Annotated in this window: 14 protein-coding genes; 4 read left to right on the top strand and 10 right to left on the bottom strand. The window is 52.0% G+C overall.

From position 1 onward, the window contains the following. Positions 1-4: 4 nt before the first annotated feature. The 5 genes from INP77_RS14530 to purM form a co-directional block, all read right to left on the bottom strand. Positions 5-1,231, bottom strand: coding sequence for a dicarboxylate/amino acid:cation symporter (locus tag INP77_RS14530; RefSeq protein WP_194749800.1), 1,227 nt, complete (start codon positions 1,229-1,231; stop codon positions 5-7). A gap of 178 nt (positions 1,232-1,409) precedes the next feature. Beyond that, entirely contained in the window at positions 1,410-2,687 is a 1,278-nt protein-coding gene (locus INP77_RS14525) for an RsmB/NOP family class I SAM-dependent RNA methyltransferase (protein ID WP_194749799.1), read from the bottom strand. Between the two features lie 39 nt (positions 2,688-2,726). Then, entirely contained in the window at positions 2,727-3,821 is a 1,095-nt protein-coding gene (locus INP77_RS14520) for a DUF3108 domain-containing protein (RefSeq protein ID WP_194749798.1), read from the bottom strand. Positions 3,822-3,846: 25 nt separating this feature from the next. Beyond that, a complete protein-coding gene (locus INP77_RS14515; protein ID WP_194749797.1) occupies positions 3,847-4,548 on the bottom strand; it encodes a DUF3108 domain-containing protein in 702 nt (233 codons plus the stop codon). Further along, positions 4,548-5,597 (bottom strand): phosphoribosylformylglycinamidine cyclo-ligase, encoded by a 1,050-nt coding sequence (gene purM, locus INP77_RS14510; RefSeq protein WP_194749844.1) that lies wholly within the window; start codon positions 5,595-5,597, stop codon positions 4,548-4,550. Before purM ends, INP77_RS14515 begins: the two co-directional genes overlap by 1 nt. A 170-nt stretch (positions 5,598-5,767) precedes the next feature. Between purM and INP77_RS14505 the strand changes: the two genes are divergently transcribed. Then, a complete protein-coding gene (locus INP77_RS14505) occupies positions 5,768-6,898 on the top strand; it encodes an AI-2E family transporter (protein WP_194749796.1) in 1,131 nt (376 codons plus the stop codon). A gap of 20 nt (positions 6,899-6,918) precedes the next feature. Continuing rightward, the gene (locus INP77_RS14500) at positions 6,919-7,524 is read left to right on the top strand and encodes a DnaA/Hda family protein (RefSeq protein ID WP_194749795.1); all 606 of its coding nucleotides are present in this window, start codon (positions 6,919-6,921) and stop codon (positions 7,522-7,524) included. A gap of 39 nt (positions 7,525-7,563) precedes the next feature. On the opposite strand, the gene INP77_RS14495 is transcribed toward INP77_RS14500, so the two are convergent. Beyond that, positions 7,564-8,658 carry a diguanylate cyclase gene (locus tag INP77_RS14495; protein WP_194749794.1) on the bottom strand — a complete coding sequence of 365 codons (1,095 nt, stop codon included), beginning with the start codon at positions 8,656-8,658 and terminating at the stop codon, positions 7,564-7,566. Positions 8,659-8,842: 184 nt separating this feature from the next. Here INP77_RS14495 and INP77_RS14490 point away from each other — a divergent pair, with 184 nt between their 5' ends. Then, complete coding sequence (locus INP77_RS14490) at positions 8,843-10,474, top strand: NAD(P)/FAD-dependent oxidoreductase (RefSeq protein ID WP_194749793.1); 1,632 nt, start codon at positions 8,843-8,845, stop codon at positions 10,472-10,474. Between the two features lie 65 nt (positions 10,475-10,539). Here INP77_RS14490 and ahpF read toward each other — a convergent pair whose 3' ends face one another. From ahpF to INP77_RS14470, 4 genes are all read right to left on the bottom strand, one after another. Then, complete coding sequence (gene ahpF, locus INP77_RS14485; RefSeq protein ID WP_194749792.1) at positions 10,540-12,105, bottom strand: alkyl hydroperoxide reductase subunit F; 1,566 nt, start codon at positions 12,103-12,105, stop codon at positions 10,540-10,542. 189 nt (positions 12,106-12,294) lie between these two features. Then, the gene (gene ahpC, locus INP77_RS14480; protein ID WP_018987528.1) at positions 12,295-12,858 is read right to left on the bottom strand and encodes an alkyl hydroperoxide reductase subunit C; all 564 of its coding nucleotides are present in this window, start codon (positions 12,856-12,858) and stop codon (positions 12,295-12,297) included. A 153-nt stretch (positions 12,859-13,011) separates the two neighbouring features. Continuing rightward, positions 13,012-13,818: a thiosulfate oxidation carrier complex protein SoxZ gene (gene soxZ / locus INP77_RS14475; RefSeq protein ID WP_194749791.1), complete on the bottom strand. Its 807-nt coding sequence runs from the start codon at positions 13,816-13,818 to the stop codon at positions 13,012-13,014. Positions 13,819-13,827: 9 nt separating this feature from the next. Beyond that, a complete protein-coding gene (locus tag INP77_RS14470; protein ID WP_194749790.1) occupies positions 13,828-15,387 on the bottom strand; it encodes a M48 family metalloprotease in 1,560 nt (519 codons plus the stop codon). 127 nt (positions 15,388-15,514) lie between these two features. Between INP77_RS14470 and moaC the strand changes: the two genes are divergently transcribed. Then, positions 15,515-16,006, top strand: coding sequence for a cyclic pyranopterin monophosphate synthase MoaC (moaC, locus tag INP77_RS14465; RefSeq protein ID WP_194749789.1), 492 nt, complete (start codon positions 15,515-15,517; stop codon positions 16,004-16,006). Positions 16,007-16,640: the final 634 nt, after the last annotated feature.

Below are 16,640 nucleotides of genomic sequence, written 5' to 3'. Positions count from 1 at the left end.
GACCTTAGTGTGCTAATTTTTCAATGCGATGTTGTACCACCAAACTGCCTATCATATCGCCCTCGACATTGACGGCAGTACGGACGGTATCGAGCAAGCGGTCTATAGGCAACAAAATGGCAATGGCTTCAGCCGGCAATCCCACGCTTTGTAACACCATCACCATGGTCACCATGCCCGCACTGGGAATCCCCGGGGCCCCCATGGCCGCGATCATGGTGGTTAAACACACCACCAACTGCTGCCCCAGCGACAAATCAATCCCGGCCAGTTGTGCCACAAACAAGGCCGCTGCCGCCTCATACAGGGCAGTGCCATCCATATTCATGGTTGCCCCTAGCGGCACCACAAACCCGGCAATTTCAGGCTTCACATGCATGTTTTGCGTCGTACAACGCATCGTCACCGGCATGGTCGCATTGCTAGAACTGGTGGCAAATGCCGTCACCAACGCCTCCCGGGCTTGCCGCAAAAACCACACAGGATGTTTGCCTGTAAACAGAAACAACAAGACCGGTAAAACAATCACGCCATGAAACAAGGTCGTCCCGGTCACCACCAGCATAAACTTGGTCAAAGAGGCAAACAGGCTCATATCCTGCGTTGCGACCAGCTTGAATAACAGTGCAGCAATCCCCCATGGTGCCAGCCGCATGATCCAACCAATCATCTGCATGCTTAGACCCATGCCCTCTTCAAACAACGCCAGCCATTGCGGATAGCGCTCGGACGCCATCACCAGCGCAATGCCCAAACACATGGCATAAGCCACAATCGCCAGAATATTACCCTCGGCCAGCGCCTTGAATGGATCAATGAATATGCCGTGCAAAAACTGTGTGAAAAACTCGGGCAGGCTCATCTGCCTGGATTCAAACTGCTGCATGGCATGCGAAAACATTTCCAGATGCAGCCCTGCCCCCGGTTTAAAAAGATGACTTGCAGTCAACCCAATTACCACCGCGATGATGGTCGTGGTAGCAAAAAACAGCAAAGTCGTTTTCCACACCACATCGATCTGGCGATGCTGGCGCAGATTAGCGATACCAGTCACAATCGCGCAAAACACCAATGGGATCATCACCATTTTCAACAAATCAATGAACAAAGTGCCCACTAAGTTCGCCGCATAAAGCGCCACCCCATGTTCACCGGTATGCGCCAACCAGCCAAAAAAGACACCCCCAATGGCAGCAATGAATATTTGAACGTTGAGGCTGGGGAATTTCATTTTTTTGGCATTTTAAGGGAACAATGGCTTGGAAACATCATACTGCAACTCGGGTGAGTAATCACAGCATTGAAAGGGGAATAGGCTTAATGCATAACCAGCTCTTAAGACAGCCTTATTGCAAGGCCTAAACTTAGCAGACCACTTGGCGTACCGCCAGTAGGTACGCCTTAGCCAATTAAGCAAACTTTTCAAACACCGCCGCAAAAAACCCATCCGTGCCATGCAGGTGAGGCAATAATTTCAGATAGTCACCTGTATCCATCGCAATATTTTGCTGGGCTAAAACTTCATTGGCAGGGATGAGTTTGAAGTCAGGGTGTGCAGCAAGAAAGGCTTCGGCGATGGCTTCATTTTCTTCACGTAACAAGCTACAGGTCGCATACACCACGCGGCCACCGGCTTTGCAGAGCTTGGCGGCGCGGGCGAGGATGTTGGTTTGTTTGATATTCAGTTCAGCCACATCTTCTTCAGCTTGGCGCCATTTTAAATCCGGGTTGCGGCGCAGGGTGCCGAGACCGCTACAAGGGGCGTCGACCAGCACGCGGTCAAACTTGCCGTTGAGGCGTTTGAGTTTGAGGTCGTTTTCGTTGTTAATCAATTGTGCTTGCAGGTTGGATAAGCCACTGCGTTTGAGGCGCTGGCCCAGATTATTCAAGCGTTTTTCCGAGACATCAAAGGCATAGAGGCGACCGGTGTTTTTCATGAGTGCGCCAAGAGCCAGGGTTTTTCCACCTGCCCCTGCGCATAAATCTGCCACCATCTGGCCGCGTTTGGGTGCAACCAGATAGCTGAGCAACTGGCTACCTTCATCTTGCACCTCGATTTTGCCTTCGGTAAACAGGATGTGTTTGCCGATATTGAGGCGCGAACCCATACGGATGCCGACGGGGGAGTATGGCGTAGGCGTGATCACATTATCTTTAACCGTGTTTTCAGCCAGCATTCGAGCCAGCACTTCTTCACGGCTGGCCTTGATGGTGTTGACGCGCAAATCCAGACTGGCTTGCTCAAACATGCTGCGGCAGATGGTCATGGCTTCTGTCTCGCCATATTGTTCAACCAGCTTTTGCCAGAACCAGTCGCGCACATCGGCCAGCACTGCTGGCGCAAAGCCTTCACTGTTTTTGGCTTTGATGGTAACGGCCCATTCTTTTTGACGCTCGTCGAGCATCTCATCCAAGTCACGGATGCTTTTGCCCTCTATTTTAAGCAGCAAGGCGATAATGAGCTTGCGTGTGTCTTCTTGTTCATCGGGCTCGCTGACACTCACTTCACGCAAATAGCGATAGCGGCGCAAGACGCCGTAGGCGGTTTCAGCCACCCAAGCACGGTCTTTGGTGCCCAGCTCGCGATGCTGACGGAAAAATTCGCCGAGCTTGGCATCGGCCGGACTTTCAAATTTCAGCAGGTCGTTTAACAGCATCGCCGTCTGGCGCATCAGGGATTGGTTCATCAGGTTCTTTCAATACTTACGATAGTTGCAATATTTGCGTTATTCGGCGATCAAGCGCGTGGCCACTTGCTCAATCACCATGCCGTTTTTCTCGAGCTTTTTGATTTTAACCGGCACATAGCGATAGCCGCTGGCCAGCCATAATTCCACTTTTTCATCTGTGTCACCACGGGTGTGCGCAATATGCAGGGTAGACACAGACTGCTCGGCAATCTCTAACGTCTCCTCACCTTCAAACACATACTCATATTCGCCCAGCCGGCGGCCATTGGTTAATGTCACGCGCATTTCTTGCAGCGGCGGTACAAACATAAACTGATACATAAAACTCAGGATGTCTTGCGTATTGGCGGGCAACTCGCGCTTTTGCTCACCCTTGCTGGTTTTGAGGGTCAATTCACCGATCGCCCAGTTAAAGGTCGCCTCATAGGTTTTGCTTTCACGGCTACCAAACGCATAACGGTAATAGCTAGGCCTGAGCCCAGCGGGCCCCACTTCACCGCGACTTTGCTGTTCAAGCGAGGGGTACAACAATTTTAGCAGCCCCTTGCCCTCAACCAGCCAGCGTAAGGAATAACTTTCTGCAGTCTCGCGCACATATTCAATGCTGGCACTGCCGGCCGGGCGCGACTCGCCATTCACATACACCGCATACTCGGTCAGCACATGCCGATATGGCGGGGCAGGCCGCTCATCGTCCGTTGCCTCTGGATGATCACTGGCATGCCACTCGGCAATTTGTTCTGCCACCGCCTCAGCCTCAGGCACAGCAGGCGCATCCTGACCTGACTGGCTCACATCTGCTGACGATGACTCGCTTAAAGCATCCGGCGCGACACGATCACCCTGATCAGTCGCCGGTTCTGAAAGTGGCTGCGCGGAAGAGCGCTTTTTCGCCGCAGGCGCAGGGCGAGAGGCCGGCGCCTCAACCTTGGAAGCGACTGGCGCGGACTTGGTTGGCAACACAAGACGTGCTTGCAATCGCGCTGGCTGTTCCGCTTCTGCCGGTAACCAGCTCCGCCAATTGACCTCACTCAACACCAGCACATGCAACAACAAAGAAACACAGAAAGCGAGAAACAACGGCCACGAAAAATGCTGCGTGATCTTTTCTCGTAACCCTGACGCTGGCATGTTTAAGTTCCCAGCATTGACGGCATCACTGGCCGGTGATGCTGGTGATCACCTGCTCCATCTGTTTGCCATCATCTTGCACAATCAGCTTGACTGGCAGATAGCCTTTTTCTTTGGCCAGGTATAACGTTTTCTCACCCTCGGTATCCGCCAGTTTGATCACATTAAACGTCCCTGCCTCGGTGACAAGCGGTGTTTTTTCTTCGGTGATCACAAAGGCGTGGGGCGAGAGTTTTTTACCAGTTGCCACGTCCAGGCTGATTTGTTTACCTTTAGGGGGCTGCCACATCCAGCAATACATCACACTTAGCAAATCCTGTACGTTTTTGGTCAACGGCACGGTTTCCTGCTCGTCTTTGATTTGCATATTGAGGATTTTTTTCGCCCAGTCAAACTCACTGATCAAGGCTTTATTCGGATGTTTGGACTGGCGTGACTCAAAATGTGCCGGACGTAAAGCATTCGAGATAACCTGGCCTTGACTGGAGAGTGTGCGCTCACCCATCAGCTTGTAAATGCCTTTACCTTCCGCCAGGGAATTGATCTCGTAACGCCCTGAGGAGACATTGAGCTGATCTTTGATGGTGCCAATACTGACGCCTTGCTGCAACAAATCATAGGTGACGGTCAGTTGCTTGGGCGCAGCAGACAAGCACGGTGCGGCCAACAAGCCTGCAATCGCCAGACAGAACGCTAGATGGCGGCAAAAACGCTGCATGCCAGCCATTACACCACCACGGTTGGGGCTTCGCCAGCTTGCTGTGCGCGAATCTGACCAATCCGGTAAACCGTCTCCCCTGCTGATGCCAGCACGGCTTGCGCCTGGTCTGCGTGCTCTGCCGCCACAATCACGGCCATGCCAATACCGCAGTTAAACGTGCGGTACATTTCAATCGGTTCGATATTGCCTTGTGCCTGCAACCATTGGAACAAGGGTGGCAACGTCCAGCTGGCTTTCTGGATTTCTGCAGTCAGGCCTTCAGGCAACACGCGCGGGATATTTTCGGTGATACCGCCACCCGTAATATGCGCCATGCCTTTGACTGGCAAAGTTTCCAGCAATTTGAGAATAGACTTCACATACAGCTTGGTCGGTGCCATCACCACATCTTTGAATTTGCGGCCATGGAAATCTGACTCCATATCAATCCCGGATGTTTCGATCAGTTTGCGGATCAAGGAGTAGCCATTAGAGTGCGCGCCACTGGAAGCCAGGCCCAGCACCACATCACCGGCACGAATGGTAGACCCATCAATAATATTGGCTTTATCGACACAGCCAACAGCAAAGCCAGCCAAATCATATTCACCGGCAGGATACATGCCTGGCATTTCAGCGGTTTCACCGCCCACCAGCGCACAACCGGACTCTTCACAGCCTTGCGCAATGCCTTTGATCACCGCAGCCGCAGTGCCGACTTCGAGTTTGCCACAGGCAAAGTAATCGAGGAAAAATAGCGGCTCGGCGCCTTGCACCAATATATCGTTCACACTCATGGCCACCAGGTCTATACCCACAGTGTCATGCTTGTTCAACTGAAATGCCAATTTAAGCTTGGTCCCCACGCCGTCGGTGCCCGAAACCAGCACAGGCTCCTTGAATTTTTTTGGCATGGCAAACAATGACCCAAAGCCACCAATCCCGCCCATGACTTCAGGACGTAGCGTGCGCTTGGCAAAGGGCTTGATTTGTTCGATCAGGGCATCGCCCGCCTCAATGTCTACACCGGCATCGCGGTAGGTAATAGAAGTTTTATCTGAAGAAGTCGTCAAGATACTCTCGTTTCTTTCAATGCGATTAATTGTGTGACGCACTACCGGCAATGTGCAGATGTTTGCAACAAAGCGTAAGACCGCGTCGAAATTCAGTATAATTTTAAAATAATCATTATTTTAACGCATCTTGCCAGTTCGACCTATGCCGGATTCGCGCATGCGCCCTACCCATGTCAGACCAAGATCATCACAAGTCCATTGCTACCCAGTTTGTCAGTGATCATCGCTGGTGGATTGTGATCGGCATTTTCATTTACCTGTTTTACCTGCTAGAGCCCATCCTCACGCCTTTTCTGGCCGCTGCCGTGATTGCCTATATGCTGGACCCGATGGTGGACAAACTGAGCGAAGCCGGCCTGGGCCGCTGGCAGTTTGGCCGTACCGTCGCCACCTTGCTGGTGATGACTGGCGTCATTTTGGCGTTGATTGGTCTGTTGCTGATCTTGATTCCGCTCTTGCAACAGCAGTCGCAGTTAATCGCGCAACGCTTACCGGTCGTGGTCGATCACTTCCATCAGCAGGTAGAGCCCTGGTTACGCGACAAATTTGGCATCCACCTTGATATTGACAGCAACGTTGTCCAAAAACTGATTAGCGAGCACTGGCAAACCGCAGGCAGCATGCTGGGGAGTTTCTTGCTCAGCGCCGGGCAAAAAGGCCTTAACCTGATTGGCATGTTTGCCAACATTTGCCTGTTGCCCGTGGTGTTGTTTTATTTTCTGCGCGACTGGGATCACATGGTGGCTGAAACCGGCAACCTGATCCCGCGCAACTGGATCGCGCGGGTAAAGCATATCTGTAAAGACGTAGACAGCGTGGTCGCAGAGTTCTTGCGTGGCCAGCTTTCCGTCATGCTGTCGCTATGCGTGTTTTACAGCGTCGGCCTGTGGCTGGTGGGGCTGGATATGGCGCTCTCCATCGGCATGATTGCCGGCTTGTTAAGCTTTGTCCCCTACCTGGGTTTTGCCTTGGCCTTTGTGATGGCAGTCTTGCTCGCCTTGTTACAGTTTGCCTCGCTACCAGAAGTTGTCCCGGTCCTGCTGGTATTTGGCGTCGGCCAGTTTGTAGAAAGCTTTCTGCTTACGCCTATTTTGGTGGGCGACCGCATCGGATTGCACCCGGTCATCGTGATTCTCGCATTAATGGCTGGTGGGCAATTATTTGGGTTTGCCGGCGTATTGCTTGCGTTGCCGGTGAGTGCCGCGATTGCCGTAGGCTTGCGCCATACCAAACAAAGTTATTTGCGTAGCGAAACCTATTTGAATAGCGAGCCGAATCTGATCCAAACCCTGGATGAGTGATCCCTCGCGATAAGACTGCCGTGAAACAACTGCTACTGAATATTCAGCCGCCGGCCGCGCCCGGTTTTGACAACTTTATTGTGGGCCAAAACCAAGAGGCGCTGGCCAGTTTACATGCCGTGCTGGCCGCACAAGCCCCCACCCGTTTTCTTTACCTCTGGGGTGAGTCTGGCAGTGGCAAAAGCCATTTGTTGCTGGCTGCACAGGCCCTGGGGGCACATATTGCCGATGATGTGCACCTGCTGGATGAAGAGTCGCAAATCATTTTGTTTGATACTTTTAACCAGATCAAGGCAGAAGGCGGCATACTGGTGAGCGCTGGCAGCCATGCGCCCACCCAGATGGGCTTGCGTGATGACCTCGCGACTAGGCTGGCCTGGGGCTTGGTTTATCAACTACATCCGCTGAGTGACAGTGAAAAAGCGGAGGCCTTGCGTGCTCATGCGCATGAGCGTGGCATGAAATTACCCGAAGAGGTGATTGCTTACTGCTTGCGCTATTTGCGCCGGGATTTGCCGACACTGATGGCCGTGCTGGACGCACTGGATAAATGGTCGTTGACCACCAAAAAGCCCGTCACCGTCGCCATGCTCAAAAAAATGCGTCAGTTGCAGACAACGCGGTAATCAAACACACGACGAGCGCTCCCTCATTCAGCCATCGGCCTACTCGCCAAAACTGAAACGATTCTTGCCATTTTTCTTGGAGTCGTACATGGCTTTATCTGCCACATGCAACAACTGCTTCACGTTTTTGCCATGATGCGGGTATTCGGCAATGCCGATACTCACCCCGATTTCCAACGGAATCCCGCGCACAACCACGGGTTGCGCAAACAAATAAATCAAGCGCTGCGCGAGCTGCGTCAACTCCAGCCGATGTAAGTAGTTGCTCACCACCAATACAAACTCATCTCCGCCCTGACGGGCCAGAAAGTCAGACTGTCTCAGCACTCTTTTAAACATATTTGCCACTTCAATCAGCAAGGCATCGCCCACATCATGCCCATAGGCATCGTTCACCCGTTTAAACCCGTCCAGATCCATAAAAAAGACAGCAAACTGCTTGGAGCCTATCCTGGCCATTTCGTAAGTGCTTTCCAGATAGACATTCACACTGCGGCGGTTTGGCAGGCTGGTGAGCAAATCGTGATCAGCCTGATGGCTAAGCTGCTTAGCTACGGCCTGATTTTCCATGACCTGTTCCAGCAAAAGGGTGGTACTGCGGTAAGAAAAGACCAAGACGCTAATAATGACAATACTCAATAGAATCGCCACCGTGACTGAAGCCAGGATGCGATTGCGGATCGCTTGCTCAAAGCCTTGACGCTGTAATACCAGTTGCTCGTCAATCTGCGCCATATGCCCATCAATCAACTTCATCAATTCACGCCCGCGATCTCTGCTTAATGAAAGATGTGGCGCATATTCACCGGCATGCATCTGTACCTGCACGCTTTTATCCATGACATTAAATTTTTGTTGCACCAACTGTTTGATTTTGTTTAACAAGGGACGCGCAGCACAGTCTATTGCCAAACTATTTTCTAGCTGTGCGATGACTTTAGAGGCTTCATCACGTCCTTGTTCCAGCGCATCCAAAAACAAGGTGTGCCCAGTGAGCAAATAACCGCGCTGCCCACTTTCGGCATTGGTGATCGCCTTGCCCAAGGTCACCACCTGGTAGCGCTGCCTGTCTACCAGATCTTTTTGCTCTGAGTAATCAACGAGCTGATACATGGCAACAAACAACCCCGCCATTGAGATGCATAATAATGCAGCCGCAATGATTAGTGGGATAAGTATTCGTCGCTTGTAGTTAAACATACAAACTTTATATCGTCACAATCTCACATGTTTTTTAGGGAAAATTTCCAACTAAATCATGATAAAGCCTTGTCAAGTATAATAAAATAGCCTTTTGATAGATAACCACTATCCCATTATGCTCAGAATCACAGAAATCAAACTACCGATTGAGCTTGCAGATACGCTCAAACACCAGGATGACCAAATCAAGGCGGCGCTGCTCAGACGTCTTGAAATCCCCGAAAGCGAACTGCTCCGCTTTGAGATCTTTAAGCGCGGCGTGGATGCGCGCAAGTCACATGCCATATTGTATGTGTACAATCTGGATGTCGAGGTCAAAAACGAAGCCAAAATACTGGCACGGTTTAAAAAAGACCCGCACATCAAACCGGCGCCGGATACCAGCTACCACTTTGTCGCACAATCTAATCAGACCAAGACACACAGGCCTGTTGTGGTGGGATTTGGCCCAGCCGGGATTTTTGCCGCGCTGATTCTCGCGCAAGCCGGCTTCAATCCGATTGTGCTCGAACGCGGCAAAGAAGTGCGCAAGCGGACCCAAGACACCTGGGGACTCTGGCGCAAACGCACATTAAACCCTGAATCCAACGTGCAGTTTGGTGAAGGCGGAGCGGGCACGTTCTCGGATGGCAAACTCTACAGCCAGATCAAGGATCCCAAACATTACGGCCGCAAGGTCTTGCAGGAGTTCGTCAAGGCCGGGGCGCCAGAAGAAATTCTTTACGTCAGCCATCCGCACATCGGAACGTTCCGTCTGGTCGGCATGGTTGAAGAAATGCGCAATACCATTATTAGCCTGGGCGGCGAGATCCGCTTTGAAAGCCGAGTGACCGATATTGCGATTGAGAACGAGCAGGTACAGGGCGTCACTCTGCATAGCGGTGAGTTTATCCCGACCAATCATCTAGTGCTCGCCGTCGGTCACAGCGCACGGGATACGTTTGAGATGGTGTATGAGCGAGGCATTTATGTTGAAGCCAAGCCGTTCTCGATTGGCTTCCGCATTGAACATCCACAAAGCCTGATAGATCGCGCACGCTATGGCAAAAGCTATAGCGACGATATCCTTAAAAAACTGGGTGCAGCTGATTACCGGCTGGTGCATCACGCGCAAAATGGCCGTAGTGTGTATAGTTTTTGCATGTGTCCGGGCGGCACGGTCGTTGCCGCCACCTCAGAACCCAACCGCGTGGTGACCAATGGCATGAGCCAATATAGCCGCAACGAGCGTAACGCCAATGCCGGCATTGTGGTTGGCATCACGCCGGAAGTGGATTATCCCGGCCATCCGCTGGCCGGGGTCGAATTCCAGCGCCAGCTTGAAAGCCAGGCCTACGTGCTCGGCGGCAGTAATTACTCAGCCCCCGGCCAACTGATAGGCGACTTTTTAGCTAACCGCCCTTCGACCCAATTTGGTGAAGTGACGCCGTCTTACACGCCCGGTGTGCACTTGACCAACCTGGATACGGCATTGCCTGAATTCGCGATTAGCGCCATGCGTGAAGCGATCCCGGCTTTTGCCAAACAAGTTTCCGGATTTGACCTGGCCGATGGCGTCCTCACTGGCGTGGAAACCCGCACCTCCAGCCCGATCCGCATCAAACGCAACGACGATACCTTGCAAAGCATCAACACCAAAGGCTTGTTTCCCTGTGGTGAAGGCGCAGGCTACGCAGGCGGCATTCTGTCAGCCGCGGTAGATGGGATTAAGGTGGCAGAAGCCGTTTCACTGTCGCTAACTTCCTGATCAGTTTTTCAAAATAGACCACATAAAAAAACCTGCCGAGGCAGGTTTTTTTATTGCCAACACAATTACTGACGAATCAGGTAATCAAATGCCCCCAGTGCCGCATTCGAGCCTTCCCCCATGGCAATGATGATCTGCTTGTAGGGAATCGTTGTGACATCCCCGGCCGCAAACACGCCTGGCAACGAAGTGGCATTGTGGTGGTTAATTTCAATTTCACCATATTTGCTCAGGTCCAGGGTGCCTTTCAGCCAGTCACTGTTGGGAACTAGGCCGATCTGGATAAACACGCCTTCCAGTGCGATATGCTTGCTCTCGCCAGAGACGCGGTCCGTGTATGTCAAGCCATTGACGCGTGTCCCATCCCCCGTGATTTCAGTGGTCTGCGCGCTGGTTAAAATCGTCACGTTTTCAAGTGAGCGCAGTTTGCGTTGCAATACCGCATCTGCCTTCAGCTCAGTATCAAACTGCAGCAAGGTGACATGACCAACCACACCAGCAAGGTCAATTGCGGCTTCCACACCGGAGTTACCACCACCAATCACTGCGACATGCTTGCCTTTAAACAACGGGCCATCGCAGTGTGGGCAGTAGGCCACGCCTTTATTTTTATAGGCTTCTTCGCCAGGCACATTCAGATTTCTCCAGCGTGCACCGGTGGCCAAAATCACGGACTTGCTGCGCAAAATCGCCCCGCTTTCTAGCTTCACTTCAATCAAGCCAGCATGTTTGCTGTCGGTTTTGCTAGGCTCGGCCAATCCAACTGCACGTTGCAATGGCATGATATCCACGTCGTAGGTTTTCACGTGCTCTTCAAGCGCCGCGACCAGTTTAGGGCCCTCGGTCTCTTTGACTGAAATAAAGTTTTCAATCGCCAGGGTGTCGTTAACCTGGCCACCAAAGCGCTCAGCGACGATGCCGGTGCGTATGCCTTTACGGGCTGCATAAATTGCTGCTGAAGCACCCGCCGGGCCACCGCCAACCACCAGGACATCAAACGCTTCTTTAGCGTTGAGCTTTTCGGCCTCTCTGGCAACAACGCCCGTATCCACCTTGGCCAGAATTTCTTCGACCAGCATACGGCCTGAGGCAAACATCTCGCCATTGAGGAAAGTGGCGGGTACCGCCATGATGTTGCGCTCGTTGACTTCGTCCTGAAACAGCGCGCCGTCAATCACGGTGGTCTTGATGCGTGGGTTGAACACAGTCATCAGTGTGGTCGCCTGCACGACATCCGGGCAGTTATGGCAAGACAAGCTCATATAGACTTCAAAATTCAAATCGCTATCCAGCGCCTTAATCTGGTCAAGCACATCCTGCTCCACTTTTGGTGGATGGCCGCCGGTCCACAACAACGCCAGTACCAATGAGGTGAACTCATGGCCTAACGGAATCGCCGCGAAACGCACACCATGGGTTTCGCCTTCTTTGGCAATCACGAATGACGGTTTGCGTGCATCATCGCCAGTCTCGTCCAGGCTGACCTTGTCGGACAGCGCGGCAATTTCTTGCAATAGTTCACGCATTTCTGCCGCACGCTCGCTGCTATCCAGCGAAGCAATCAAACGGATAGGTTGGCGCAACATGCCAAGGTAAGTCTGCAGTTGGGTTTTTAAGGTGTCATCTAACATATTCATTCTCCAAAATCACGGCTGGTGCATTTCTTCAGGCAACAAGAAACCGTGGCCATCATGCATGGCAATCAAAAATGGTTGGGGGAAACTCGCTCAGGAAAAACCACAGTGACAACACATCCACTCAGTGACTTTTCCTGAGCGCCCTGCTGGCGCAGGGCGTTGCTCATACCAATCTCAACGAGATTAGATCTTGCCTACCAAGTCCAAAGATGGCGTCAAGGTTTTTGCACCTTCGTTCCACTTGGCTGGGCACACCTGGCCTGGGTTAGCAGCCGTATATTGTGCAGCCTTCAATTTACGCAAGGTTTCTTTCACATCACGGGCAATTTCGTTGCTGTGTACTTCAACAGTCTTGATCACGCCGTCTGGGTTGATCACGAAGGTACCACGCAATGCCAAACCTTCTTCATCAATATGCACGTCAAATGCACGGGTTAATTGGTGAGTTGGATCGCCAACCAATGGGAATTTCGCCTTGCCTACTGCTGGTGAAGTCTCGTGCCAAACCTTGTGGGAGAAGTGGGTATCGGTGGTCACGATGTACACTTCAGCACCAGCCTTCTGGAATTCCGCATAATTGTCAGCTGCATCTTCAACTTCGGTTGGGCAGTTGAAAGTGAACGCTGCTGGCATGAAAATCAACACAGACCATTTGCCTTTCAAAGACTCGTCAGTCACTTCGATAAATTTACCGTTGTGAAAAGCTTGCGCCTTGAATGGTTGTACTTGTGTGTTAATCAATGACATGTAGTTCTCCTTTATGATTTAGAACGTGGGTTAATTAAACAGACTTCATTAAATATTGCTGCATTTCAACAGCGAATGAGTGCATTGTAGACACACACATTCAATATGTAAAATTGATTATTTTAATTTTATCAATAAATTATTTTTATCAAACTATACAGCCACCGTAACTTGTCCATGCCCTTCAAGGCCACGGTTATCCTGCCAGTTTACCGTAATCACATCGCCGACCTTGGCATCCTGTATATAAAAGGTGAAATAGGGATTGCGTGCAATCGCGGTGCCCGTCTGGGCATCTACAATCACCTGCCCATTCATCACCACTTGCATCAGTTGCATAAAGTGCGCGGGCATTAACTGGCCATCTTCATTTTTGCTACGACCCGTACGCATGGGATGCACAATAATGATTTTAAGTTCAGTGACATGGTTCCCCAGCGGGCTGCTCTCCAGCATGCGGGCTCGCATTTTCATGCTACTGGCAAACGGCTCTTCACGTTCGCTGCTGGCACAACCATCTTCGAGCACGATCACCTGACGCCGCTGCTGCACAAACTGGCCACTCCCCTGTTCTGCCAACGCGATCACCTCCCCCGATTGCGCGAGCTTGACGCGTGTCACCAGCCTCGGCAATACCTGCTTGCCTAACTCAAAACTCGCAATCAAGGGAGTGGGATTGGCATCTGCCAGCAAGCGCAAACTACGCAGTTTGCCCGCCGCCTGCGTGCTGCTCAGCTCAATTTGCACCACGGCGCCGTTTTCAGCTTTTTGCGGTGCGTCAATACTGAGATCACTGGCGACAGGCACCGCGGTGGCTTTGAGCGCAGCCAACACTTGTGCCGTTTGCTTGGCCTCAAAGGCAGAAGCAAACCAGGTGGCCGCTTGCACTTTGCGGGCGATGATCCACAATGGTAGCGCTGCCAGCAGCACACTGTTTTTTAACCAGCGACGTCTGTCCATCCTGCCCTCCTATCCATTTTTGTCATCCCCTTGTTCCAGCTTGAGCTGCACCCTGAGCGCTTTCAATCTGGCCTCGACTTTGGATTGCAGGTAAAAATCGCCATCCTTGGCCTTGCTGGCAATTTCAAACTGCTCAATCGCCCGCGGCAAATCATACTTGCGCACATAAGACTCCCCTAGCGCCTGATGCCGCAACATCTGTTTGTCCTGGCCCTGATATGCGGCAGCCAGCCAGTCATACAGTTTTGGGTCCTCAGGGAAGGCCTCAAGCTGTTTCTGGATAAAACTGACTGCCGGCGCCCACTGATTGCTGCGGATCAATAACTCAGCCTCGCCTTGCGCCAGCGCACGATGTTGCGGATATTGCTGCAAGCCCTGAACAAAACGGTTTTGCGCCTGTGCCACCTGCCCCGACTTGGCCAGGGTCAAGCCTTGCAGGGTCACCAGATAAGGGCTGGAAAGGCCATGCTTAACCAGCCAGTCGACCTCGGCCTGTGCTTTTTGCGGCTGATTGACACGCAGCCAGGCGTAAGCCAGGCCATAGTGTTCAGCCAGCTCATTCTGGTAGCGGCCCTCGTTAATATTGTTCTGAAACTCTTCTACCATTTGCTGGGGCGCGCCTTGAAAAGCCCGGATTTTTGCCCGCATCATAAAAAAGGGCAGACTTTCATTCACCTGCTTATAAGGCAGGTTTTGTACACGGTTGCCTATATCGGCAATCCGCTCGCTGGTCAGCGGGTGGGTACGCAAATAGCTGGGCATATTGCCATCCGAAAAGCGCGTCGCCCGCTGCATGGTGGTAAAAAAGGCCGGCATGGCGCGCACATCAAAGCCTGCATCCTGCAAAATGGTCAAGCCGACCCGATCTGCTTCGCGCTCGTGCTCACGCGTGTAATCCAGCTGCTTTTGTATCCCGGCAGCAGAGGCCGCAGTCATCGCGCCCATGCCCACTTGCGGGTTAGAGCGTGCCACCAGCAATGCCAGGGCCGTCGCAGCGATATTTTTGAACATATCGTACTTTTGAGAGGCAAGCATACGCGCCAGGTGATGCTGCGTGACATGGCCGATTTCGTGCCCCAGCACACTGGCCAACTCAGACTCACTGTTGGCCGCAATGAATAAACCGGTATGGACGCCAATGACCCCGCCCGGCATGGCAAAAGCGTTAATCGACTTGTCCTGTACCACAAAAAAATAAAACTTTTGAGCGCGGTCCGGGCTACTCGCCCCCAGCCGCGTCCCCAGTGCCTGCAGGTAATCCGTTACCTCAGCATCATCGAACACATCTTCATCGGTAGCGACTTGCTTTAAAATCTGGTGCGCAATTTTTTCTTCATCGCGCAATGACAATACGGTTTGTGAGGCGTCACCCAACTCAGGCAGCTGATTAGATGAATCGGCAGGCAGGGTGACATCCAGATCACCTGGCTCATAAGGCTTGCCAGAAAAAATACCAGTCGCGTTATTTGCCAACAAGGACGTCTCGGGCACAATGAACAGTGCGCACAAACACAACCCGCGCAACAGCCGCGCACAACGTGTACGCAGATTGCCAGATTGAAATACCATGTGAAGTGGTTTAAAACGCATGTGCCCTGTGCTAAAGACCCAAACTTGTTATGATAACGACTTCACTGCCCGAGTTCATCCTTTTTCACTCGCACTGATTTCACTCAAACTGAGCTCAAGACCAATTATGTCAACTGCCAACAACGGACTCACTCACTTTAACGCCCAAGGCCATGCCCATATGGTCGATATCGGTGACAAAGCACACACCAAACGCATCGCCATCGCTGAAGGCCAGATTCAAATGCAGGCAGCCACGCTGCAAACCATCCTGCAAGGCACCGCCAAAAAAGGCGACGTCCTCGGCATTGCCCGCATTGCCGCCATCCAGGCCAGCAAAAAAACCAGCGACCTGATTCCGCTCTGCCACCCGCTTAGCCTAAGCCGTGTAGATGTCAGTTTTATGGCGGATGAAGCACAACAAACAATCACCTGCCGCGTGCAATGTGAAACTACCGGGCAAACTGGCGTCGAAATGGAAGCGTTGACCGCGGTGCAGGTTGGCCTGCTGACGATTTACGACATGTGTAAGGCGATTGATAGAGGTATGACAATACAAGGTGTTCGCGTACTGGAAAAACATGGTGGGAAGAGTGGGGACTGGGTGGCAAATGACTAAATTAAATATCGAATTTTAACGGCAGATTTATTTCGCCTTTTGGCGAGTTACTTTCTGCTGCTTGCCCCACAGAAAGTAACCAAAGAAGAGGGCACCCAGCCATCACGGCCTTCGGCTCCCTTGCGTTGCTCAACAAAGTGGGCGGCCATCGAAACTCGCCCTAACGGCTTGCAAAGAACGCAAGCCACCGCGGAACTCAAACAGCCGATGGCCGAACCCTCCCACTTCGTTTCCGCTACTCAGCGTGATGGGATGGGATTTATCTCGCCAAACTCACACTCCTGAAGTTGGACCGTTGAAAAACACTATTCTTTTCTTCAATTCGCAAAAGGTGGCGTTCATTGGTTTTTCGGGCCCCTATCTGCCGCGCCGAGTAGCACAGGCAAAATAAGATCAAGCGAGCGGCTGTCCGAATCCCGCGGTGGCCTGCGGTTTGTGCAGGCCGCCAGGATGAGTTCCGCGAGCGCTTATTTTGATGAGCAACGCAGGGAATAAGCGGAAGCTAGGGTGCACTTTCTTTTGGTTACTTTATCTTTGTGCAAGCTGTATAGACCGGGGACATGGTTGACAGGTGTACGAGGACATAGTTGACACTTTCGCATTGGATAAATGCGGAGAACACTATGCCTTGGAA

The organism is Methylophilus sp. 13, assembly GCF_015354335.1.
Taxonomy (GTDB): Bacteria; Pseudomonadota; Gammaproteobacteria; order Burkholderiales; family Methylophilaceae; genus Methylophilus; species Methylophilus glucosoxydans.
The sequence above is the reverse complement of the archived record's forward strand: the minus strand, read 5'-3'. Positions and strand labels throughout refer to the sequence as shown.